Genomic DNA, 22,070 nt, shown 5'->3' with positions numbered 1-22,070 from the left:
GTGTTCGCCCTTCACAAGTTCGCGTTGAACCGATCGTCGCATTCGAAAGAGCCGGTCGGATGTGACGCTTTCGAACGTTCGACGCCTTCGGGGGCCCTCAGGCCGCCTTCACCGCCATCAGGAACGTTCCGACCTCGTGACGGAGGCTCTCCGAATGATGGGAGAGTTCCTGCGCGGCGCCGAGCACCTGCGCCGCGGCACTGCCCGTCGAGTCCGCGCCCAGGCGCACATCGTTGATGCTACCGACGACCTGGCCGGTCCCGTTCGCCGCCTGCTGCACGTTTCGGGCAATCTCCTGGGTCGCGGCGCCCTGCTGCTCCATGGCAGCCGCGATGGCGTTCGAGGCCGCCGCCATCTGCCCGATCGTGCTGCCGATGGCCTGGATGGCCGCGACGGAGGCCTGGGTGACGCCCTGGATGGACGCAATCTGCCCCGCGATCTCCTCCGTCGCGCGCGTGGTTTGACCGGCAAGTTCCTTCACCTCGGACGCGACCACGGCAAAGCCCCGTCCGGCCTCGCCTGCCCGAGCCGCCTCGATGGTGGCATTCAGGGCCAGGAGGTTCGTGTGCCCTGCGATCTTGTTGATCATCGCGATGACGGTCTCGATCCGCTCGGCGGCACTGGCGAGTTGCCGGACCAGTCCGTCCGTGCGGCGAGCCTCATCAGCTGCCTGCTGCGCGATGCGGGCCGACTGACCGGCCTGCTGCGTGATTTCCTGGATGGATGCGGACATTTCCTCCGTGGCCGCAGCGACGGTCTGCACATTCGCGGAGGTGTGTTCGGCGGCCCGCATCGCCGTGCCGGATTGCCGGGTCGTCTGCTCCGCGGTGCCTGCCATGCCCTGAGCCGTGGCCTCCATCTCGGTGGAAGCACCGGCCAGACCCTGCGTGAGAACGGAGACATTCGCCTCGAACGCCTTCGTCAGGGCGTCGAGATGGTCGGCGCGTCGCATCTTCGCATCCGCCTCCTCGGCTGCCGCGGCGTCAGCCTGCTCCTTGGCGATGAGTGCGTCCTTGAAGACCTGGACGGCCCGCGCCATGGCACCGAGCTCGTCGGACCGCTGAGAACCCGGAACAGCCACGCCATGGTCTCCGGCGGCCAGGCGCTGCATCGCGCCGGTCATGGCCGCCACCGGCCCGGACACGCCGCGGCCGACACGCCATGCGAGGAGCCCGCCGATCACCAGGGCCACGCCACCGATCCCGATGACAAGCTGGCTCAGCTGGCTGGCATCCGCGGTCATCACCGCCATGATCTGCTGCTGTTCCCGGACCGCCCGCTCACGGGTCTCCTTGCCCAGGCCGATCAACGCGTCGCCCGTCTGCTTCAGGTTCTGATACGCCACCTCGACCTCGCCGGCGCCCTGCAGGACACCGTCGAGGGCCGCCTTGAAGGCTGCGACCTTCCCGTTCGCGACTTTGAGCGAGGCTTGAAGCAGGCCGGCTTCGTCGAGTCGGGACAGGGCCAGGAGTTCCCGGGTGTAGCGGCCGAACTCGACCGTGGCTGTGCTGGCATCCGCCGGATTGTTGCTGGAGCGGAAAAGATAGACCGCGCTCATGCCGGCCTGAAGGGCCCGGTCGGCGCGGAAGGTCGCGGCGGCGAGACCCGGTTCCTGCGCGGCAAGCTGCGCCATCGCGTAACCGGCGTTGGAGAGCGCTGCACCGAGCTTGACCAGATCCCCGAGGGCGGCTTTCCGCTTCTGCATCGCGCCGACGAGTGCGTCGGTGCCGGTGACGTAGTCGAGGGCCCGACTTCTGATCGCCGCATCCTGGCTGCCCGAGGGTTGGCCGCCGCTGTCAGCCCTCAGGGCGCCGAGACCGGTCTTCAGGTCGCTCAGCATGTCGCCCTGTTCCGTGCGCATGTAGTTGAGCACCAGGCGCCGCACCCCGTTGAGGAGCAGTTCGAAAGCGCTGGCCTCCTCGGCGGCCTGCATGCGGGAGCGGGTGCTCTCGATCTCCGCGTTGAGCACGCTGACGCTGCGGAAGGTCGTCAGGGCGGAGATGGTGAGGAGCAGCAGCACCACGGCGAAGCCGGCCAGGATGCGCTGAGAGACCGAGAGGCGGTCGAGGCGGAGCGTGAACATGAGCGGGAGCCTCGAAAGCGTCAGCGGATGGACTTGATCTGGCGGATCGTCTCGGCGCCGAACTTGGCGCTGAATCCGGCGGTCACGGATTGCAGGCTCTGCTCGAAGGCGGCGCGATCGACCGAGGCGACCACGTTCATCCCGGCCTTGCGCAGTTCGTCCACGCCCTCCCGTTCGGCGCGCCCGGCCGCCTCGCGGGACACCTGGCCGGCGGCCCGGGCCGCCTCGGTGAAGGCCTTCTGTTCGGCAGGGTCCAGGGAATCCCAGGCCGTCTTCGACATGACCATGACGGCCCAGGAGTAAACGTGGCCGCTCAGGGTCAGGTGCTTCTGAACCTTGTTGAAATGGGAGGCCAAGATCACCGCGATCGGGTTCTCCTGCCCGTCGAACTGCCCGGATTGCAGGGCGCCGTAGAGGGCCGGGAAGGCCAGCGGCTCCGCCTTCACGCCGAGGCTTCGAAAGCCCGTGAGCATGATGTCCGACTGCGGCACCCGCATCGAGAGGCCTTTCAGGTCCTCGGGATTGGTGACCGGGTGCTTGGAGTTGGTGATGTGGCGCATGCCGTTCTCGCCCCAGGCGAGCGCGATCATGCCCTTTTGCTGGAACCTCTTCAGGTAATCCTGCCCGACCGCGCCGTCGAAGACGGCGTGGGCATGGCCCGCATCGCGAAACAGGAACGGGATGTCGAAGATCCCGAATTCCGGGATGATGCTGGAGAAGGGCGCACTCGTGATGAAGGCCATATCGAGGTGCCCGAGGCGGAGCTCCTCCGCCATCTCGACTTCGCCACCGACCGCGCCGTTCGGATACAGCTCGACGCGATACGCGTTGCCGGTGCGCTTGGCGACTTCCTTGGAGAAGCGCTCGGCACCTGCTCCGAGCTGCGAACTCTGGGCGAAGAGGAAGCCGAGCCTGAGGACGCGCTCCTCCGCCTGCGCCTGCGTGATGGTCAAAATCGAGCAGAGCCCGACGATCGTCGCTGCAACTCTGAGACGTCCAAGCACCGGCGTATCCTATGCGATAGTCGCCCATCGCTTAAACGCCTGCGCTTAAAAGAACATTGACAGCGTAGGTTAGCGAGCCAGCCCACCCTACACTCGAAATCATCTCAAAATGTAATCAGCAAGCTCTATGCCCTGCTCATTCGAAGTGCGATTGCTCTGATCGACACGCGGCTTACATGCGGCAGGCAGCGGAACTTTCGCCCGGGGAAGTGCCCGCCATGAATCCGACCATCAACACGGATGTCATCGACCCAGACGATCGGCGCGCGCGGATGCCTGTTCTTGGAAAAAGGCGATCCTCAAATGCATTCGGACCATTCATCGATGGATAACTTGGCAGAGGCCAAAGGCGGACAGTTTTGCCACCTGGAAGCCTGCCCGAGTAATCCTCTCGATGGCTGCGCTTTGCGGTGATTCACTGGGCCCAAGGCCAAGATGCTTCGGGCGTGGAATGTCGATCAGGGCCGGCTTCTGCCGCCGTCGCCGCATTGAGTTCGTGCCGCCTGGGCCGAGGGCGCATTTCGAGCGCGACACGGGGCGAGAAGCCCTCGACCTCTCGACCATCCGCGACACCCATACCGAGGAGCGCGGCGACCCGCCCGACCATCCCGGCACGATGGTGGCGCTCCTGCTCGACGGCGATCGCCGAGGCCCGTACGCTTTCAGGACCACGACGGCGGGATCGCCGTCGATGCGGTCCGCGCTCATCTCGGTCGGAAGCCGCGTGAGGTCTCGGGCGATGCCGGCTTTGCCAACGGGTCGAACCTGTCCGCGCCATGGCCGCACGCCTGAAGCGCGCTGGCCGCCGGAGCCGCGACCGCCCGAGAAGGCAGGTCGTCGAGCCGGTTTTCGGACCAATCCAGCAAACCAGAAGCGTCCGGCAGTTCCTGCTGCGCGGGTTCGCCCAGGTTCGGGGCGAATGGGCCATGATTTCCAGCGCCCGCAACCTCCTCCCATTGGCGAAGGCGACCTGCTCAGCCTGGCCGACCGGCATCCCGGATCCCGACCTCAATCCTGAAGCGCCAACCCCCTACGCGGACGGGCTCCTCGGCGGCCGTGCTGCGCTCCTTGGCTTTCGGTTCGGCACCCGCCTCGCGACCGCTCGCTGCGGTGCGCTTCTCGGCCCTGCAGGCTGCGATCCCTCACCGAACAAGCCACGTTCCGACATACGATAAGGCGGCCGAGTAGATCGGACGACCTTCCTCATCCGTCACCATCACCGTGAAGGCTTGACGTTCTCCATCTGCCGGCACCGCACCGGCTGCGATGAGAGGCAGTAACTTCTTCGCCTCCTGGGCTGCTTCGTCAGGACCAGCAAGCTCCGTCCCGTCTTCATCGCGCGTCATCACACGATCATGCGTGTCAAAGAAGTAGCGGGGCACTGCGACCTCCGGATGTATCCGGTAGGAGCACATAGGTCTCGTCGGGGCCTACGCCAGGGACGGGTGCAAGATTTTCCATCCCCCTGGAAGAACCGGAGAAAACCTCCGGAACAGGCATCGTCCAATCAATGGACGCGCTTCGATGTGCCTGCACGAATTTACGTGAGTGCTAATTTTGGTCGAAGGTGAAGATAGTGCTCGTCAAACTCTGAAAAATCTCTCAGTGCTTTCGAATTCAGGATCGTGACATGCTTATTCTTGAACTCGACGAGTTTTTCGACCCTCAGTCGCTGCAGCATGCGATTGACATGGACGGTCGAAAGACCGGTTGCGTCACCAATATCGGCTTGGGTCAAAGGAAGGCCATACCGATCGCCCTCTGTGAGACCAACGGCTTCGAGGCGCGCGAGGAATTCACAAAACAAATGTGCGACCTGTTTTTCCGCTGAGCGACGCTTCGCCAGCATAAGCCACTCTCGCAGGATGCTCTCGTCGATGAGACTGATCCAGCGAAAGCCATAATCCAGGGTCGGGCTGCGCGCGGTAAGGTCGCTCAATTCTTTGAGCGGGATCTTTATGATTTCACAGTCGCTCAGGGTGCGAACCGAATAATCCATAGACCCCAAAAAATGCGCGTTAAAATCGCAAATGTCTCCCGGAATCAGGAAGCTCAAGATCAACCGACTGCCATCCGGCAGGGCTTTGTAGCGGCACGCAAACCCACTGTGGATCAGATGAACATGATCCGGCGCATCGCCCTGTCGGATGATGGCGCTGCGCGCGCGGACCGGGACGAGGTGGGCTTTCAGCCCCTCGAGGCAGGCCCTGTCGGCCCCGGAGAGGTCAAAGCGGTGTTCGAGCTTCTGGACGAGAGGGTTGGACATGCGACTGGAAGCGAAGGTCCCGGCGGGGTCGGATGCATAAATACATTTTATTGGAAAACAGCAACACAACGCTCAATCACGCCGTACTATTACAAATTGTCATGATCACGTTTTTTTGATATTAGGATATATATTTCAGTTATAGTATCCGTTAGACTTAACTTCCCGGAACTCGATGGCAGCTGAAAACAAAATATCCGAATTTAATCTGAAATACGATCACAGCTTGGCTATATCAAGACGAATATTTGCCATCGTTTATTTAGTTTCCATAGCCAGGAGTCATTGGCTGATTTCATAGCTCTCTTTGGATGTTTCTGAAATATACAAATCGGTCAATCTGGGCGCGCAAATCAATCAATGGCCATGCTTGAAACGCGCTCTTCTAGTAGGCAGCGCACATCGTTCTGATGAAAATTTGCTAAGGACAACCGACTGCCTGTTGCAAACTTACCAGTCCCTTCGACGCCGGAACGAATAGTTTAGACCCCCGCCTCGCATTATAACTCCATTAACCACTTGAATTATTAACATTGATCATATCACGGTCGATGGTTCAGGCGATGATGTGGATCAGTTCAAATCGTTCAGGCTGTGCGAGCCCGAAACGTGCCTTTCGGACTGCACTTCTCGGCTCATGGCGAGGGTCGGTCCTCTCATCGACAAGCTTGATCGCTCTGCTGTGCGCCACATCTGCGCAGGCGCAGTCGACGTCCCTGGTCGATGTCTGCGCCGGACTCGGCGTTCGATTGCCACATCTCACGTCCCCCACGCCGATCGCGTCGGGGGGGCTGCTCGGTGCGGTGGGCACGACGCTGACCGGCCTGGTCGACAACATCAATCAAGGGGTCATCGCACCCCTGTCGGATGTGACCCTGCGCGTCGGTGTCCTCGACGCCAACGGCAATCTCATCAGCGCCAACAGTCCCGCGGGCTGCAATCTCAGCGCATCCAGTCTGACACTTGATTCCAGCAAGGGCCTGGCGATCGGTGGCGGCCGCATCACCGGTCTCGGCAGCCTGACCGGGAGCGCGGCGAGCGCGGGCGACGTCACATCGGTCGCACTGGGGAGCGGCTCCGTCACGGCCGCAGGCAAGACCAACGCGATCGCGCTGGGCTCGAGCGCCACCGTCACGGCGAACCAAGCCCTCGCGATCGGTCTGCGCGGGAGCGTCAGCGCCGATGATGGCATTGCCCTCGGCACCGACGCGCACAGCACGGCGGTCGCCGCCCTCGCCCTGGGGGCGCGAACGACCGTCGGCGCGGCAGGTGCGGTCGCCCTCGGCAGCGGATCCGTCGCCAACCGACCCGGACTCGGCGGAACCGTCGAAAGCTTCAGCGGGACCACGGTCGCCTCCACCAGCGGCGCCGTCTCGATCGGCGATGCCGGCGCCGAGCGGCAGATCATCAACGTCGCCGGCGGGACGAAGCCCACCGACGCCGTCAATCTGCGGCAGCTCTCCAGTGTCGGCGGCAATCTCGCCAGCGGACTCGGAGGGGGCGCCAAGTTCGACGCCACCACCGGGCTCTTCACGGCGCCGAGCTTCACCGTCCAGGGCAGTTCCTTCAACAACGTCGGCGAGGCCCTCGGCGCGCTCGACCTTCGGGTGGCCGGCAACACCGCGGCGATCACCAGCACGGCTGCCGGTCTGCAGAGCCTGCAGAACCAGGTCACGGGCCTGCCCAGCTATGTCCAGCAGGATGCCGTCACGCGCACGGTGACGATCGGCAAGGGGACCGACGGGACGCTGCTGAGCCTCTCGGGGGTGAGCGGAGACCGTCGGGTGACGGGCGTGAGTGCCGGGATCAATGGCAACGATGCCGTCACTCTCACGCAGCTGCGCACGTCCGGCCAGGCCCTCGCGTCGTCCCTGGGCGGCGGCGCCGGCTTCGATGCCGTCACGGGGGGCTATCAGGCTCCGAGCTACAGCATCGGCGGGACCGCGTACGCGTCAATCGGCGGTGCTCTCGGGGCGCTCGACACCCTTTCGGTCCAGTACGTCCCGGGAAGCGGCGGTGCGGCGACCGCCTCGATCGATCTCAGCAAGGGCGGCATGCTCGGCGCCGTCGGGATCCATGGCTTGGCGCCCGGTCTCGTCGCCGGTGGTTCGACGGACGCCGTCAACGGGGCGCAACTCTACGCCACGAACCAGCAACTGGCATCGAACAGCGCTGGCCTCGCCAGCCTGCAGACCGTCGTCGGCAGCAGTTCCCTCGGGCTCCTCAGCCAGGATCCGACCAGCCGCACCCTGACCCTGGGCGCCGCGACGGATGGCACGCGCGTGAGCATCGCCGGAACCCTCGGCGCGCGCCAGCTCAGCGGTGTCGCGTCGGGATCCGTGAGTGCGGGCTCGACCGATGCGGTGAACGGCGCGCAGCTCAACGCCACGAACCAGGCCCTTGCGGGCAACACCGCGGCCATCACCAGCGTGCAGGGCCAGCTCACGAGTACGACCACCACCCTCAATGCCTCGCTGGGGACCCTGCAGGGGCAGCTGGGCACGACGGCGACGTCCCTTGCGAGCACGACCGGCGACCTCACCAGCCTGCGCGCCGGCGTCCAGAGCGGAACGATCGGTCTCGTGCAGCAGAACGCGATCACCCGCGACCTCTCGGTCGGCAGTGGCACCGATGGGGGCCGGATCAGCGTGGCCGGGACCGCGGGGCCCCGTCAGGTCTCGGGCATGGCGGCCGGCACGGTCGCGACCAACTCGACGGACGCCATCAACGGTGGGCAACTCCATGCCACGAACCAGGCGGTTGCGGGCAACGCCGTCGGCCTCGCCAGTCTCCAGGGCCAAGTGAGTGCCCAGACGAGCGAGATCGCCAACACCACCGCGAGCCTGAGCACGCTACAGGGCCAAACCACGACGAACGCGAACGGCCTTGCCGGCACCGCGAACAGTCTCGCCAACCTGCAGATCGGGCTGGCCAACGGCAGCGTCGGCCTCGTCCAGCAAAATGGTGCCGCAGGAACCGTGACGGTTGCCGGCGATACCGGTGGGAGCCTCGTCAGCGTCGGGGGGCGGGGGGCCGATCGCCGTGTGACCGGCGTGGCCGCTGCAACGGGCGCCAATGACGCCGTCAATCTGGCTCAGCTCAATACCATCGTGTCCGGCCTCGGTGGGGGTGGAGCGTCGGCGCTCGCGAGCGACAATCTCTCGGGTGGCGCCCTGCCGCTGGCGACGGGCCGTGACGCGGTCGGTGTCGGCTACGGCGCACAGGCCACGGGCGCGCGCAGCATCGCCCTCGGCGCCGGCTCGATCGCCGATGGCGCCGATACCCTGTCCGTCGGCGCGGCCGGAGCGACCCGCCGCATCGTCAACGTCAGCGATGGGGCGTTGACGGCCGCCTCGAGCGACGCCGTCACCGGACGGCAGCTCCATGCCACGAACGAAGCCCTGGCGGCGACCACCGGACGGCTCACGGGCGTGCAGGGAGGCCTGACGGGCGTCGGTCAAGCTCTGGGTGGGGGCGCGGCCTTCGATCCGGCCACCGGAACCTTCACGGGTCCGACCTTCACCGTGGCCGGGCTCGGCTATGGCACCGTCTCGGGCGCCATCGGCGCCCTCGATGCCCGAACGGAGGGAAACAGCACCGGGATCGCGGCCCTCCAGCGCGCCGGCTCGGCCAATGCCATCACGGTCACGAACCTCCAGGGGCAGGTGACCGCGAACACGACCCATCTGACGGGCGTGTCGGCGGGGCTCTCCGGCCTGCAGACCGGCCTCGCCGACGGCACCCTCGGACTCGTTCAGCAGGATCCGGCGAGCCGTGATCTCAGCGTCGGTGCGACCACGAACGGGACCCAGATCAGCCTGTCGGGGCGTGCGGGCGATCGGCGCGTCACCGGTGTGGCCGCCGGCCTGAGCGCCAACGATGCCGTCAATGTCGGCCAGCTCAGCGCGGCCCTGACGAACGTGAGCACGGGAAGTTCCTCAGGCGTCGCCATCAACGGCCAGTCCGGTCTGCCGATCGCCGCGGCGACCGGGGGCGATGCGGTTGCCCTGGGCTACGGTGCCGCGGCGGGCGCGGCGCGCTCGGTGGCGCTCGGCAGCGGCTCGGTCGCGACGCAGGCGGATACGGTCTCGGTCGGTGCTCCCGGAGCCGAGCGCCGCATCGTGAACCTGGCCGGCGGCACGCTCGCCTCGGGGTCGACCGACGCGGTCAATGGCGGCCAGCTCTACAGCACGAACCAGCAGGTGAGCGCGCTCTCGACGTCGCTGACCGCCCTGCGCGGCAGCCTGGACGATGGCGCGATCGGTCTCGTGCAACAGCACGGGGCCAGCGGCGGCATCACGGTGGCCGCACGGACGGGCGGCAAAGTCGTCGATCTCACGGGTTCGCAGGGCACCCGGACGCTGAGGGGGCTCGCCGCGGGAACCGCCGGCAACGATGCCGTCACGCTCGCCCAGCTGGATGCGGCGGTGACGGGGGTCGGCACCCGCATCGGCGATCTGCCGCTGGCCACGAGCAATCCCTCCGGCCTCGCGGCGCCGTCCGTGACGGCCCGTGATGCCCTGGCGCTCGGCCAGGGGGCGACGGTCACGGCAGCGCGCGCCGTTGCGCTGGGCAACGGCGCGCTTGCGGATCAGGCGGACACGCTCTCGATCGGACGCGTCGGCGCCGAGCGGCGCATCGTCAATGTCGCCGGGGGCGGCCTCGGCAGCGGTTCCACCGATGCGATCAACGGCGGGCAGCTCTTTGCCACGAACACCCAGCTTGCCGGCATGCTGGGGGGCGGGGCGCGCTTCGATGCCGTCGGTGGCTGGACCCGGCCGAGCTACAGCATTCGCGGCAGCACCTACACCGATGTCGGCAGCGCCCTCAGCGCCGTCGATACGGCTTTGGCCCGCCACGCAACGGACATCGGGGCGGTGACACAGCAGATGGCCTCTCTCCAATCCAGCACCTCCGGCGGTTCGGTGAGCCTGTCGCCGACGGGCTCGGGGGGAGCCGTCACCGTCGCGGCACAGGCCGGTGGAACCGTCGTCAGCGTGTCCGGCACGGAGGGGCCGCGGCAGGTCAGCGGCGTCGCCGACGGCAAGGCCGCGGGTGATGCGGTCAACCTTGGCCAGCTCAACACGACGGCGCAGGCCGTCGAAGCCAAGCTTCAGGACTTCCCGGTCCGGTCGAACAACACCCGTGGCGCGGTCAAGCCGGTCGCCTCCGGCGCCGATGCCTATGCCAGCGGTTACGGGGCCATGGCCGTGGGGGTCGCGAGCGTTGCCGTGGGCTCCATGACCACCTCACGGGGCGAAGGCACGACCAGCATCGGCCATGACAGCGCGGCGGCAGGGGACCGGACGACGGCCGTCGGTGCGAGCAGCCTCGCCAGCGGCGCCGACAGCGCAGCCTTCGGACAAGGCAGCCAGGCGATGGCTGCCGCGACCACCGCCATCGGCACGGCGGCTCAGGCGACCTGGGATGGATCGACGGCCATCGGCTACGGGGCACGGGCGATCGCGGACCCGACCACGGCCGTCGGCTACAACACGCTGGCCAGCGGGAACGAAGCCTCGGCCTTCGGTGCCTTCGCCAGCGCGACGGCGGAGAACAGCACGGCCCTTGGCCGCTCGGCAAATGCCGCTGGCGCGGGCGCCACGGCCGTCGGGATGAATGCGAGCGCGCAAGGTTCCGACGCGATCGCCCTGGGACGGGGGGCCGTGGCGAAGCAGGACAATGCCATCGCGATCGGAGCGGGTGTCGCCACGGCTCGGGCCAATCAGATCGCCATCGGCTCGCAGCGCAGCAGCTACACCTTGGCCGGAGTCGGCTCTTCGCAGAGCAGGGCGGTCCAGACGGGCGCCACCGCGTTCGTGACCGCCGATGCCGCCGGCAACCTGGCGACCTCCGACTATGGACCTGGCCATATCGCAGGCTTGGCGAACCAAGTTGAGACCCTGGGGGCGCAGATCAACGGCATCGGCCAGTACGCCACGGCAACGCGGCGCGAAGCGCGCCAAGGCATCGCTGCCGCCATGGCGATGACCTCGGCCTCCATGCCGTCGCAGCCCGGCAAGACAAGCTGGACGCTCAACGGCGCCACGTTCCGGGGCGAGTGGGCCGGAGGGGTCGGGCTGGCGCATCGGCTGGATACCACGATCCCGATCGCGCTGACGGCCGGCTACAGCTACAGCCAGGCCAATCAGCAGGGCGTCCGCGCGGGGTTGGCCGGAGAGTTCTAAAGCGATTGCCAGCGCGGGCTAGAAGAAATGCAGACTCTGCCAAACGAAAGATCAAATCGACGCCGGCGTTTGCTGTGTGGTTCAATCAATGCTTCGTCTCAGCACCCGATGCGCGAGACCGCAGCACTTCACTCCACCAACACAGGCGGACGGGCGGCGTTTCGCGTGCAAGGTCATGCATGACGAACGCGATACGATGCCGGTATTGTTTGTTTCAAATTTCTCTGTCGGGGAGGCTGGATGATCGACTGATGTTTCTGCGACAGGATGCGCGGCCGCGACTGTCCCTCGGCGCAGATCGCGAGGGATGGAGCGATCCGATCGGATGAACGCGCCGCAGGCTGTCCCCCAGGTCGGCGGCCGACCTCGGCAAGGGCTCATGCCTTGTTCCGCGTCGCCTGGAGGCGAAAACGGGCTCCTTCAGCACCGGATCGCCGTGGGCGTCGTACACCGCTGCGGCGTGGCACGGCGTTTCACTCGGCGTGCGAGACCCTGTTCATCGGATCAGCCAGGTGCCCGTGTAGGTCATGGCGGCCGAGTAGATCGGATGCCCGTCCTCGTCCGTCACGAGCACCGAGAAGGCCTGGTGTTCGCCATCCTTGGGGACCTCGTGTGCGACGATCCCCGGCAGGACCGATTTGGCATACTGAGCTGCCTCCTCAGGGCCGCGAAGGTCCATGCCCTCGTCGTCGCGCGTCGTCTTGCCGTCGTGAATATCGAAGAAGTAGCGAGGCACGGCGTTCTCCACGCGCAGCAGGCGGGAGCACACGGGGTCTCACAGGCGCGGAAGGCCGGGACAACGTGGCCGCGATACGGTGCAGCATAGGCCACGCGCCCGACCAAAGATTTAACAAATGGGTGTGACGTCTTGTCCCTGAGGATGCCGCTGACGCCCTACAACGCCGGGTGCGGGGGGGGGGCTTCGGGTGCAGGTGAAGGTAGTTCGGATTGAAGCCCGCATAGCCCTGGATGGCGGCAACGTTCGGTAGGGTGACCCGCCGCTCCTTGATGATGACCAGCCCCAGGCCCCGCAACTCCTGCAGCACACGGTTGATGTGCACGTTCGAGAGCCCCATGGCATCACCGAGGTCGAGCTGGGTGAGAGGGAACGGGTAGCTGTTGTCCGTGGCGAGCCCGACCGTCTGCAGACGGATCAGGAGCTCACAGAACAGATGCGCGACTTGCCGGTCGGCCGAACGCCGACCCATGCAAACCAGCCACTCCCGGAGGATCGCCTCGTCGACCAGGCCAGCCCACTGCAGGGCGCGGTTCAAGGCCGGGTGACGTGCGGTGAGATCGTTCACGACCGAGCGAGGGATCCGCACCACGTCGCAGGAACTGATCGTTCCGATGCAGTGGTCCATCGCGCCGAGGATCGAGACGTTCAGGTCGCAGAAGTCTCCGGGGATCAGAAAGGCGACGATCGACCGTCCGCCGCCGGGAAGAACCTTGTAGCGGCAGGCAAACCCACTCTGGATGAGATGGACGTGATCCGGCACGTCCCCCTCCGAGATGAGGGTGGTGCGGGCGTGAACCCCACGAAGGTGTGCACTCGCGCTCCTGAGGGCCTGCTCGTCAGACTCGGAGAGTGCAAAGCGGCGTCCGAGCTTCTGGATGAACGGATTGAGCATGTGCCCTCCTGGGCCATGCCCCGCGCTCAGTATGTCGACCTAAGCAGCCTCGACCGGAAAGGTTGCGCCGTAGCTTAGAACACAATCCCCGACATCATTGCAATGTGATCGTCGCACAGCATGCCGGTCGATTTCGGGAATGCTAGGTCCTGACGCTCCGTCTGCAGCCAGCGAGCGTTTGCAAGCCGTCCGAGTCAGGCGTTGGTCTTATTTATTGACGTGTCTCGGATCCGGTCGTTTTCCCGGCATCCTCGCGAGGCGTGGTTCGAGCAACGTCGAGACGCCTCGTTTCTGTCGGGAAAATAGAACTGCAGTCTCATGGCGGATGAGACGGACCGGGATCGCGATCCCACATGCGCGTCGGATACCGTCCGAACCACGCGCGGGGTCCTGGCCACCGGGCATCGCGATCACGACACGGCGAACCAAGGGCCTGGAAACCTCGCGGACTTCCGCCAGCCCTGCCACCTGAACCACGATCGGCCCGAACACCGGCGCTGGTCTACCTTGTTCGAAAGCAGGGCTTTAGGCAATCCTTTTCGCGGTCCGTACCACAAGAGCCGAGACCAGATGTCCCTCATCCGTCTTTCATCCGGCGCATCACGTGTCCCCTGGCACGTCGAGAATGACGAGGGCTCCCCACATTCCTTTCAGACAAATAGAAACGAGCCGGTGACTTGGCTCGTACTACAAAGGAGCGCGTCAGCCTCAATGAAGATCCGTATCTCTGCCCTCGCCACCGCCCTTGTCCTTGGCGTTGCCTCGATTTCGTCCGCGATGGCTTACGACAACCCCTCTCGTTACACCACGTTCACGCCCTACGACGTTGAGACCACCGGATCTCTGGACGGCCGCCGCCTCGCGCCGCTGCGCAATCCCGATCGTTGTCCGATGAGCTCGGCCGCCGAGGGCAACGCCAACCAGCAGAACTTCCCCACCCAGCAATACGGCCAGACCTCGGGCGGGAACCGCTGCTGATCGCGGGAAGGGGGGACACCGGCATGCTGCTGAGAGGCTTCTCCTACGCCATGATCGCCGTCTTCGCGGGTGGGCTCGTCTTCACCATCGTCGGCTCGGCCAACGCCTTCCTGGGCCTGTAACGGCCCGAACCCACCGATCTGCCTTCGGTGATCCGCGCCGGCTCTTGACCGGAGCGGGTCCTCTTTCCCGATTGGCCTGTCGGCTCGAGCGGCCCCTTGCAGGATCTCGGACGGTCAATGGCGGGGCGAAAGCCGCGCCGCTTACGTGTCAGGTGTATGTCGCGAACGATACATCACCGAGTTGAGCAAGTGCTCGTCGGCTGCATCTTGAGGCACTATCCACGGCAGATCATCTCTGCGCCTCAAAATTTATCTATGTTTCAGTGTCAGCCGCTGTTCACCCACTTTGCTGATCTGCAAAAATTGCAGTTCCTTCCGTCCAAAAACTGTGAAACGCTCACGCGAACAGTGGGGTGATTTGGCTCGACGTTGATCGATTGGCGAGGCATGGGAGATCAGCATGAACAACGCAGATCGGGCCTGGGACTTGGATCGCCAAATTGAAAAAAGCGAAGGAGAAATTTCCCAGCTTATCCGCGATATCTTGGATGCGATCGAGGTTTCCTGCGATGTGGTGCAGGAAGAGAAGGAATTCTTCGAGCTGACCGCGAAGCTGTTCGAGCTTCGCATCCGGCGCGCGTGTCTTCCTGGCGTGCCGGCGCCGATCCCCCTCGTGAAAGGTACCTGGCGGCCTGCGGTCACCGGCTCCATTGCGGCAGCCCCGCCCATGCCATGACGATGATGGCCTGGTCGATAAAGGCCTTGTCCATAAAGGTCTGCCCCGTCCGTTGCCGACCGTCGGAATGTGCCATCCGCACAGCGAAGGCCTCCGCGGCGTGTCGGTCCCTCCGCCGCAATCCACCGCCGCATCGCCTGGGGCCCGAAGCAGGTCGGCCGCATCGCTGAACAGATCCGTTACCGCACCGGCCTTCCGAGCGCGCAGGCGCTACGGGATTCCCGGATCGGCCCCTCCGATGGGGATGCGGTGGACCCGCCTCGCGAACGCCGCGGCCCCACGCTTCGACGTTCTCAGCCGATAGCCCCGCTCGGCCAAACACCAGGCGCACCCTGGTTGGCACCGAGGCGCGCAAGGCCGACACCTCGGGCCAGCCGCTCGCCCGCATGATTTCTCGGCCCGCTGCAGGACAGGCCACGCCATCCATATGGGCAGCCTGTCCGCTGGCCCCTCGACCGCAGCGCCGGACCCTTCACGGGGGAGACGTCTACGCCGCTCGGGCCGCGACCTTCGCGAACGTTCCCGTCGCAATCTGGTCTTCGAGCTGAGCCTTGAAGTCCGCGATACCAAGGACCTGGACCGGGTTTCCGCTCTCATCGAGGAACTCGTAGAGCGCGTCCTCGATGTTGCGGTTACTGAAGAACACGATGGCGTCCTGATCGCCGCCGCCTTCCATGTGCGGTTCGCCGTTCGCCGCGCCGGAGACGAAGCTGCCGGTGGGGCGAACTTCTTTCGGCTCGCCAGTCTCACCGTAGAACCGAAGCTCGCCCTGCATCACCAGGGTGACGTAGGGGCACTTGTGCCGATGGAGCATCACCCGCTGGTTCGCCGCGAACTTGAACACGACGTCGACGATGCGGTTCTCCTCGTCGACTTTGTAGACGAAAAACGCGATGTGCGGGAGCCAATCCAACGTCCGCCACGTGATGTTGCGCTCATCGAAGGTGGAGTTCGGCATTCGGTTTCCTTCCGCTTGTTCTTATTGGTTCGGGACCGGCACGCATGGCGTCGGCGCTCCGGCCCCGTCGATGGCTGCTCAACCGTGCGGCTTGAACACGACCTTGGTGCAGTTGTCCTTCTTGTCCCGGAACATCTCGTACAGGGCCGGGCCGTCCTCCAGGTTGCTGGAGCGATGGCTGATGATGAAGGACGGATCGATGTCACCGTTCTGGATGCGCTCCATCAGCGGTTTCATGTAGCGCACCATGTGGGTCTGGCCTGTCTTCAGGGTCAGCCCCTTGTTCATCAGGACGCCCAGGGCGACGGGACCGACCGGACCGGCGAAGACGCCCGGCATCGAGACGTTGCCGCCGGGACGGCAGGCCAGGATCGCCTGGTTCAGCGCGAAGGGGCGCTCCAGGCTGACGGTGTGCTCCATGATGGCGGAGGAGACCTTCTGCAGCGTCGTGTCGGCGCCGTGGGACTCCATGCCGACCGCCTCGATGACCGAGTCGGGACCCAGGCCGTGGGTCATCTCCATGAGCGTGTCCTGGATGTTCTCGGTGGCCAGATCGATGGTCTCGGCACCGGCCTGCCGCGCGAGAGCCAGGCGCTCGGGGACGCTGTCGATGGCAATGACGCGCTTGGCGCCCAGCATCAGGCAGCACTTGACCGCGAGCACGCCGACCGGGCCGCAGCCCCAGATCGCCACCGTGTCTTCCGGGCCGATGTCGCAGTGCTCGGCGGCCTGGTAGGCCGTCGGGAAGATGTCGCTGAGGAACAGCACCTGCTCGTCGGTGAGCCCCTCCGGCACCACGATGGGGCCGACATCGGCGTAGGGCACCCGCAGGTACTCGGCCTGCCCACCGGCGAAGCCCCCCGTGATGTGCGAGAACCCGAACAGGCCGGCGAGCGGATAGCCGTAGGTTTCCGCTTGCAGCTTGCCGTTCGGGTTGGTGCGCTCGCAGCAGCTCCAGTTGCCCCATTTGCACTGCCGGCACTCGCCGCAGCAGATGGTGAAGGGCACCACGATGCGGTCGCCGACCTTGAGCTTCTGGTTGTCGCGTCCGACCTCGATGACCTCGCCCATGGTCTCGTGGCCGAGGACGTCGCCACACTCCATCGTGGGCATGAAGCCGCCCATGAGGTGGAGGTCGGAGCCGCAGATCGCGCAGGCGGTCACCTTGATGATGACGTCGCGGCCATGCTCGATCTTGGGATCGGGGACGGTCTCGCAGGAGATTTTACCCCTGCTCTGCCATGTAAGGGCTTTCATCGGGGGTTTCTCCGCAGATTTTGAAAAGGGTCTCACTCAGCCAACCTCCGAATCTCCCGAATGATCCGGCCGGATCTCGTTTGCTTCATCGCCCGGCCGGATGTGCCCGCTTCAGGCCCGTGGGGGCGTTTCGGCCAGGATCCGGGCCTCGGGGACGCTCAAGGGGCGTGACCCCGTGCCTCTGCCGGACCTGACGCGACGCCTCTTCCAGCTGCGCGAGCGTTCGCGCGGCCGCCTCGGTCCCTTGCGGGCCGCCATCGGGTCCAGGCGCGATGTCCCGACGGGAGGCTCGGTGTTCTCCCTTGACACCCGAGGGCGCGGTATGCCTTGTCGAAGGCCGTGACCTTGCCTCACAGCCACGCGATTTTCACGGCCCTCCAGTTCGGCGACTGGGGGGCCGTCGTGGTTTCAGGGTCTATCTTGCGGCGGTGATCTGCCCCGATGCCGGCGAACGCCTCGTCCCGAAGGGCAAGCGCAGCCAGGCATGCCGGGTCGCGTGCCCGGCGGGGTTCAGTCACCGGTAGCCCCGTCCCGATCGAGAACCAGCTGGAAGGCAGAGTATCATGACGAGCGACGACAGCGGCGCCCGGGATCGTCGCGAAACGAAGGTTGCAAAGCACCTGGAAAAGGCGCGCGCCGGGGGCGAGGCCCGCGCTGACTACGACGCGACCCAGCAGGCCACCGAGGACAAAACGGTACGCCTCAAGGCGTTGCGGCTGGCCAAGGAGAAAGCCGAGAGGGAAGGCTGATTTGGTCCTCCGGGTCCAGAGGAGCCGCAGAACCGACGGGCGAGATGGCCCTTCGGAGGGCGCGACATCGATCGGGAGACGGCGCGCCGTCGGCCAGTCCCGTGCGCGTCATGGCGAAGGTCGAAAAAGGTCTTTCGTTGCCAGGCAGGGGGCCGGGACCTGCTCAGGGCGGATTCCGGCCGTTCCCTCGACGTCACACGGGCAAACGCGCATCTGACCTGCGTTTCTTGTTGCGCCGCAACATACGTTGTTGTGGCTCGTTGATGGGGCGCTACCCTCGCATCGACGGGTGAGGGACGGCATCGACGGTTCGCTCGCCGAGCGACGCCCACGATGCTGCGCCGACCCCGAAAGGTCCTCCCGATGCGCGTGATCGCCCTCCTCGCTTCCTTCGTTGTCCTCGCACCGCTTCCGGCGCTCGCTTCTTCATGCGGGGAGCAGATCGGCACGATCGAGCGTCGGCTCGACAGTGCCGGAGCCATCCAGATCACGGGCCTCCAGGAAGGTCACACCCTTCGCACGGGTTCGCCGCGCGGCATCAGTGCCGTTCGTCTCGATGCACCGACCGATCCCGAGACCCTCTCGACAGCCTCTCACATCGCTGAAGCCCGCATCCTGATCGCGCGCGCATCCGGCGAGGATCGCCAGGGCCAGCAACGCGCCTGCGAGAACACCATGAGCGAGGCCAAGGGCATGATCGGCGCCCTGCCGTAGTCGAACCGGAACCACCTCACGCGGCCTGGCCGGCGAAAGCAGTCTCATGACCGGATATCTCGGCACGGCCCCAACGATGACCCGTGAGCGGGCCATCGACTGGCCGCAGGCGCTGCAGCGGCGGTTCGGCAACGAGGCCGGCAGCCGGGCCTATGACCTGTTCGTGCCATCGAGCTATGGCGAAGCGGCCCTTCCCCTCGTGGTGATGCTGCATGGCTGCTCGCAGACGTCGCGCGACTTCGCCATTGGAACACGGATGGACCATCTCGCCGAGGAACACGGCTTCCTCGTCGCCTATCCGGATCAGCCCAGATCCGCCAACATGGCCAAGAGCTGGAACTGGTTCAGGGACGGCGACCAGCAGCGCGACCGGGGTGAGCCCTCCATTCTGGCGGGACTGACCCATCAGATCATGAGCGAATTCAGCGTCGACCCCGGACGGGTCTACGTCGCGGGTCTCTCTTCGGGGGGTGCCGCGGCGGCCGTGATGGCTCTCGCCTATCCGGACCTTTACGCGGCGGTCGGTATTCATTCCGGTCTGGCAGGCGGATCGGCGGGGTCGATGGCGACCGCATTCTCGACGATGCGCCGGGGAGCCCTGCCTGCGCTGCACCGTCTTGCGCATGAAGTGCCGACCATCGTCTTCCATGGGGACAACGACAGGACCGTGTCGCCCGTCAACGGCGATCAGGCCATGGCGCAGGCTCGGCCGGACGTCCCGTTCAAGACCAGCACCATCACGGGGCGATCGGAGGGCGGCATGGCCTACACACGGACGATCCTGACGGCGCCCGACGGCCCCTGGACCTCGGAACAATGGGTCCTCCACGGAGGCGGTCACGCCTGGGCGGGTGGCAACCCTGCGGGCTCCTACACGGACCCGGCCGGCCCGGATGCCAGCCGTGAGATGCTCCGGTTCTTCCAATCCCACGCAATGTCGACGGTCTGAGCGGAGGCCGTGCGCGCTCCGCCGAGCCCGGCCTCGATCTCTCATGGGCCGCCCTCGGCCCAGCAAAGGCATATCATGGCTGAGAACCCATCGAATTTCGTTCGCGACTGGATCAGCGAGCACGTCCGGAGCGATCCCTTCTTCAACGGGCATGTCGAAGAACGCGTCGGGCTCGTCCTGAAGCGTCTGACGTCGGCCTCGGAAGCGGCCGACATCCCGCAGGACGATCCGGAACTCGCGCCCGACCTGCTTCGGGATCTCATCCAGGCCGCGATCGAGAGAACCCGCGACCCCTCCGCCGGGCTTCAGTCGTTCTGACGGTTCACGCCGGATGACGCCGGCCGGTGCCGGTGGCCTGTCCGGCCCACGAGGGAGTCGGCGCCGAGCGTCCCGGCATGCGGATCTCGCCGGTTCGACGAGGGACGGCCGTACGGCGACGGAGCAGGCTATGGCCGCCGTGGAGGCGACCCGGACGACCGCCCGTGGCGATTCTCCGACGGCGACTGCGGGCCTCCGCGCTAGCGACCGTCGGGCCGCCAGCCGGTCAAGCCCGCCCAGGCCTCGTCGATGATGTGCTCGCGTCGCGCGGCACGGTCCCGAGCGGCATCGGCGACGCAGCGCAGCGCGGCCTCCATGGCTTCGGGGCCGCCGGCTGCCGAGGCGTCCTCGCCCTTCCGCCGGATCGCGGCCTGGAAGGCCTTCACCGCGGGTCCGGCCGTCGGGCCGCTCTCGACCGCTGCGACGAGATCCAGCAAGGCCTTCGCGATCGGCACGATGGCCTCCTGCCATGGGGGCGCAGGCGGCGCCGCCGGACTGTGCGGTGCGGCGGAGGACGGCACGGTCGTTCGTGGGCGGATCATGACGGCGTACTCCCGAGGCCGAAGGGTGGGTCCGATACCTGAGTGCCAAACGGCACGACATTCCAGACGAGGCAGGCCTAAATCAAGGTCACCGAACAAGTCACGGCCCGCCGCCATTTGACGGAGACCGCGCAAACCCAAGTGGATTGTGCCATGAACATGCGTCTTGCTTCTGCCGTTGCTGCTGTCGTCCTGAGCGTCGGCGCGATGGCTTCGCCCGCCCTGGCCCAGAGTTACACCGCTCCCGCCGGCATCCCCACCGTGACGGCGCCCGGTGGACTCGAGGGCCGCAGCTACGACGCGATCACGACCGGATCGATCCGCACCGTGCGTGGCCACGACTCGGCCCAGGAGGGCAACGCCAACCAGCCGAGCTTCCCCGTCCAGCAGTACGGTCAGACCTCGGGCGGCCCGGCTCGCTGAGCCTCCACCTCTGTGATGCGACCAGCGGCGAGGCGAAAGCCCCGCCGTTTTTGTTTCAAGGATCGGCCGATCGCGACCATCGCAGAATCGCGTCTCGGATATTTGATCCAAGGCCTTTCGTACCTCGATCCTAATGGCACAGCTTGAGCGCGTTCGGAAAGGCTATAGGTCATAGCGTGTGTACGAACGGGGCAAGCAGACCACATCCCTCTTGAATATCAGTCCTAGATCTATCATGCCTTTATCTGAGTTTATTACAACCAGATGGTAGCATGACGGACAGCGCAGACAACCAGAACTCCGATCTTGTCGACCTCGCCGGTGACATCGTCTCCGCCTATGTCGCGAACAATTCGCTTCCGACATCCGAGCTGGCGGGGCTGATTCGGAGTGTCCATGCGGCGCTCGCGCGGCTCACCACCGGGGTGGCCGAGCCCGTTCCGGAGGAGACCCCCGAGAAGGCGACGCCCGCACAGATCCGCAAATCGGTGACGCCGGCCGGTATCGTCAGCTTCCTCGACGGCAAGACGTACAAGACGCTCAAGCGTCACCTGACCGGCCATGGCCTCGATCCGCACAGCTACCGTCAGCGCTACGGCCTGCCGGCGGACTACCCGATGGTCGCGCCGGACTATGCCGCCCAGCGTTCGGCCCTGGCAAAGTCGATCGGCCTCGGCCGGGTCGGCGATCGCAGCGAGGCGCCACAGCCAACGGCCAAGGGGCGTGGCAAGGCCGCGTAGCCCTGAATCGCCTGCAGGGCGGCCCGCCAGCGCGGTCGCCGGTCGCTTCACGACGGTCGGCGACAGCCGAGACGGGCCGGCGATGGCGGAATCAGACGCTCTGCGACGTTCTACGCTCAGGGAACGGCGCAGGGTTCGGCCGCCACGGCAACCGCCGCGCGGGACGGACGCGCATCCCCGATTGGCGGTCCCACATCGACACGCGGGACGAGGATTGGCCGTGAGCCTTCGGGTAACCGAAGGCCGGCATCCTGACGGCGAGCCACGTTGCGTACCGGCTCGCCCGTGAGATGGACGATCCTCCCCGCCAGCCCGTGAACAGATCGGGCGGCAAGGCTGCGTCATGGACCACCATCCGGATGATCGGGGCTTCAAGGCCGGTGTTTTGTGGAGCGGCGGTGCAACCTTAACGGTTTGTTGCCGATGCGCGTTCAGGATGCCTCAACCTTTGGAGGATCCTGGCCCATGCGTG

18 protein-coding genes and 1 pseudogene are annotated in these 22,070 nt (G+C 65.9%); 10 read left to right on the top strand and 9 right to left on the bottom strand.

Features of this window, described 5'->3' with window-relative positions:
- Nucleotides 1–97 precede the first annotated feature (97 nt).
- Nucleotides 98–2,083 (bottom strand): methyl-accepting chemotaxis protein, encoded by a 1,986-nt coding sequence (locus AC6EUL_RS13855; RefSeq protein ID WP_499870735.1) that lies wholly within the window; start codon nt 2,081–2,083, stop codon nt 98–100.
- A gap of 20 nt (nt 2,084–2,103) precedes the next feature.
- Entirely contained in the window at nt 2,104–3,087 is a 984-nt protein-coding gene (locus AC6EUL_RS13850; RefSeq protein WP_499870733.1) for a DctP family TRAP transporter solute-binding subunit, read from the bottom strand.
- A gap of 687 nt (nt 3,088–3,774) precedes the next feature.
- On the opposite strand from AC6EUL_RS13850, the pseudogene AC6EUL_RS13845 reads away from it, so the two are divergent.
- Nucleotides 3,775–4,055: pseudogene (locus AC6EUL_RS13845) on the top strand (transposase); the annotation flags it as partial.
- Between the two features lie 174 nt (nt 4,056–4,229).
- On the opposite strand, the gene AC6EUL_RS13840 reads toward AC6EUL_RS13845, so the two are convergent.
- Nucleotides 4,230–4,469 carry a DUF6894 family protein gene (locus AC6EUL_RS13840; protein ID WP_082487324.1) on the bottom strand — a complete coding sequence of 80 codons (240 nt, stop codon included), beginning with the start codon at nt 4,467–4,469 and terminating at the stop codon, nt 4,230–4,232.
- A 158-nt stretch (nt 4,470–4,627) separates the two neighbouring features.
- Entirely contained in the window at nt 4,628–5,353 is a 726-nt protein-coding gene (locus AC6EUL_RS13835) for a Crp/Fnr family transcriptional regulator (RefSeq protein WP_499870731.1), read from the bottom strand.
- 749 nt (nt 5,354–6,102) lie between these two features.
- On the opposite strand from AC6EUL_RS13835, the gene AC6EUL_RS13830 reads away from it, so the two are divergent.
- Complete coding sequence (locus tag AC6EUL_RS13830) at nt 6,103–11,541, top strand: beta strand repeat-containing protein (protein ID WP_499870729.1); 5,439 nt, start codon at nt 6,103–6,105, stop codon at nt 11,539–11,541.
- A 496-nt stretch (nt 11,542–12,037) separates the two neighbouring features.
- On the opposite strand, the gene AC6EUL_RS13825 is transcribed toward AC6EUL_RS13830, so the two are convergent.
- Nucleotides 12,038–12,220 carry a DUF6894 family protein gene (locus tag AC6EUL_RS13825; protein WP_499870727.1) on the bottom strand — a complete coding sequence of 61 codons (183 nt, stop codon included), beginning with the start codon at nt 12,218–12,220 and terminating at the stop codon, nt 12,038–12,040.
- Nucleotides 12,201–13,172 (bottom strand): Crp/Fnr family transcriptional regulator, encoded by a 972-nt coding sequence (locus AC6EUL_RS13820; RefSeq protein ID WP_499870725.1) that lies wholly within the window; start codon nt 13,170–13,172, stop codon nt 12,201–12,203. Before AC6EUL_RS13820 ends, AC6EUL_RS13825 begins: the two co-directional genes overlap by 20 nt.
- 711 nt (nt 13,173–13,883) lie before the next feature.
- Between AC6EUL_RS13820 and AC6EUL_RS13815 the strand changes: the two genes are divergently transcribed.
- Nucleotides 13,884–14,150: a hypothetical protein gene (locus AC6EUL_RS13815; protein ID WP_499870723.1), complete on the top strand. Its 267-nt coding sequence runs from the start codon at nt 13,884–13,886 to the stop codon at nt 14,148–14,150.
- A gap of 522 nt (nt 14,151–14,672) precedes the next feature.
- A complete protein-coding gene (locus AC6EUL_RS13810; RefSeq protein ID WP_499870721.1) occupies nt 14,673–14,948 on the top strand; it encodes a hypothetical protein in 276 nt (91 codons plus the stop codon).
- Between the two features lie 487 nt (nt 14,949–15,435).
- Here AC6EUL_RS13810 and AC6EUL_RS13805 read toward each other — a convergent pair whose 3' ends face one another.
- Nucleotides 15,436–15,906, bottom strand: coding sequence for a cupin domain-containing protein (locus AC6EUL_RS13805; RefSeq protein WP_056277575.1), 471 nt, complete (start codon nt 15,904–15,906; stop codon nt 15,436–15,438).
- A 78-nt stretch (nt 15,907–15,984) separates the two neighbouring features.
- Nucleotides 15,985–17,163, bottom strand: a complete 1,179-nt coding sequence (locus tag AC6EUL_RS13800) for a zinc-dependent alcohol dehydrogenase (protein ID WP_056216243.1) — start codon at nt 17,161–17,163, stop codon at nt 15,985–15,987.
- Nucleotides 17,164–17,726: 563 nt separating this feature from the next.
- Here AC6EUL_RS13800 and AC6EUL_RS13795 point away from each other — a divergent pair.
- The 4 genes from AC6EUL_RS13795 (at nt 17,727) to AC6EUL_RS13780 (ending at nt 19,893) form a co-directional block, all read left to right on the top strand.
- Nucleotides 17,727–17,912 (top strand): hypothetical protein, encoded by a 186-nt coding sequence (locus tag AC6EUL_RS13795; protein ID WP_056216245.1) that lies wholly within the window; start codon nt 17,727–17,729, stop codon nt 17,910–17,912.
- A 363-nt stretch (nt 17,913–18,275) separates the two neighbouring features.
- On the top strand, nt 18,276–18,626 hold the full coding sequence (locus tag AC6EUL_RS13790; RefSeq protein ID WP_499870718.1) for a hypothetical protein: 351 nt from the start codon (nt 18,276–18,278) through the stop codon (nt 18,624–18,626).
- A 46-nt stretch (nt 18,627–18,672) separates the two neighbouring features.
- Entirely contained in the window at nt 18,673–19,575 is a 903-nt protein-coding gene (locus AC6EUL_RS13785) for an extracellular catalytic domain type 1 short-chain-length polyhydroxyalkanoate depolymerase (RefSeq protein WP_056216249.1), read from the top strand.
- 75 nt (nt 19,576–19,650) lie between these two features.
- Complete coding sequence (locus AC6EUL_RS13780; protein ID WP_056216251.1) at nt 19,651–19,893, top strand: hypothetical protein; 243 nt, start codon at nt 19,651–19,653, stop codon at nt 19,891–19,893.
- 200 nt (nt 19,894–20,093) lie between these two features.
- On the opposite strand, the gene AC6EUL_RS13775 is transcribed toward AC6EUL_RS13780, so the two are convergent.
- Complete coding sequence (locus AC6EUL_RS13775) at nt 20,094–20,348, bottom strand: hypothetical protein (protein ID WP_056277584.1); 255 nt, start codon at nt 20,346–20,348, stop codon at nt 20,094–20,096.
- Between the two features lie 240 nt (nt 20,349–20,588).
- On the opposite strand from AC6EUL_RS13775, the gene AC6EUL_RS13770 reads away from it, so the two are divergent.
- Nucleotides 20,589–20,858 (top strand): hypothetical protein, encoded by a 270-nt coding sequence (locus AC6EUL_RS13770; RefSeq protein ID WP_056216254.1) that lies wholly within the window; start codon nt 20,589–20,591, stop codon nt 20,856–20,858.
- A 272-nt stretch (nt 20,859–21,130) separates the two neighbouring features.
- Nucleotides 21,131–21,598: a Ros/MucR family transcriptional regulator gene (locus AC6EUL_RS13765; protein ID WP_499870715.1), complete on the top strand. Its 468-nt coding sequence runs from the start codon at nt 21,131–21,133 to the stop codon at nt 21,596–21,598.
- Nucleotides 21,599–22,070: the final 472 nt, after the last annotated feature.

The organism is Methylobacterium sp. 001424705, from assembly GCF_059816145.1.
This window is presented reverse-complemented; position numbering and strand designations above follow the sequence as displayed.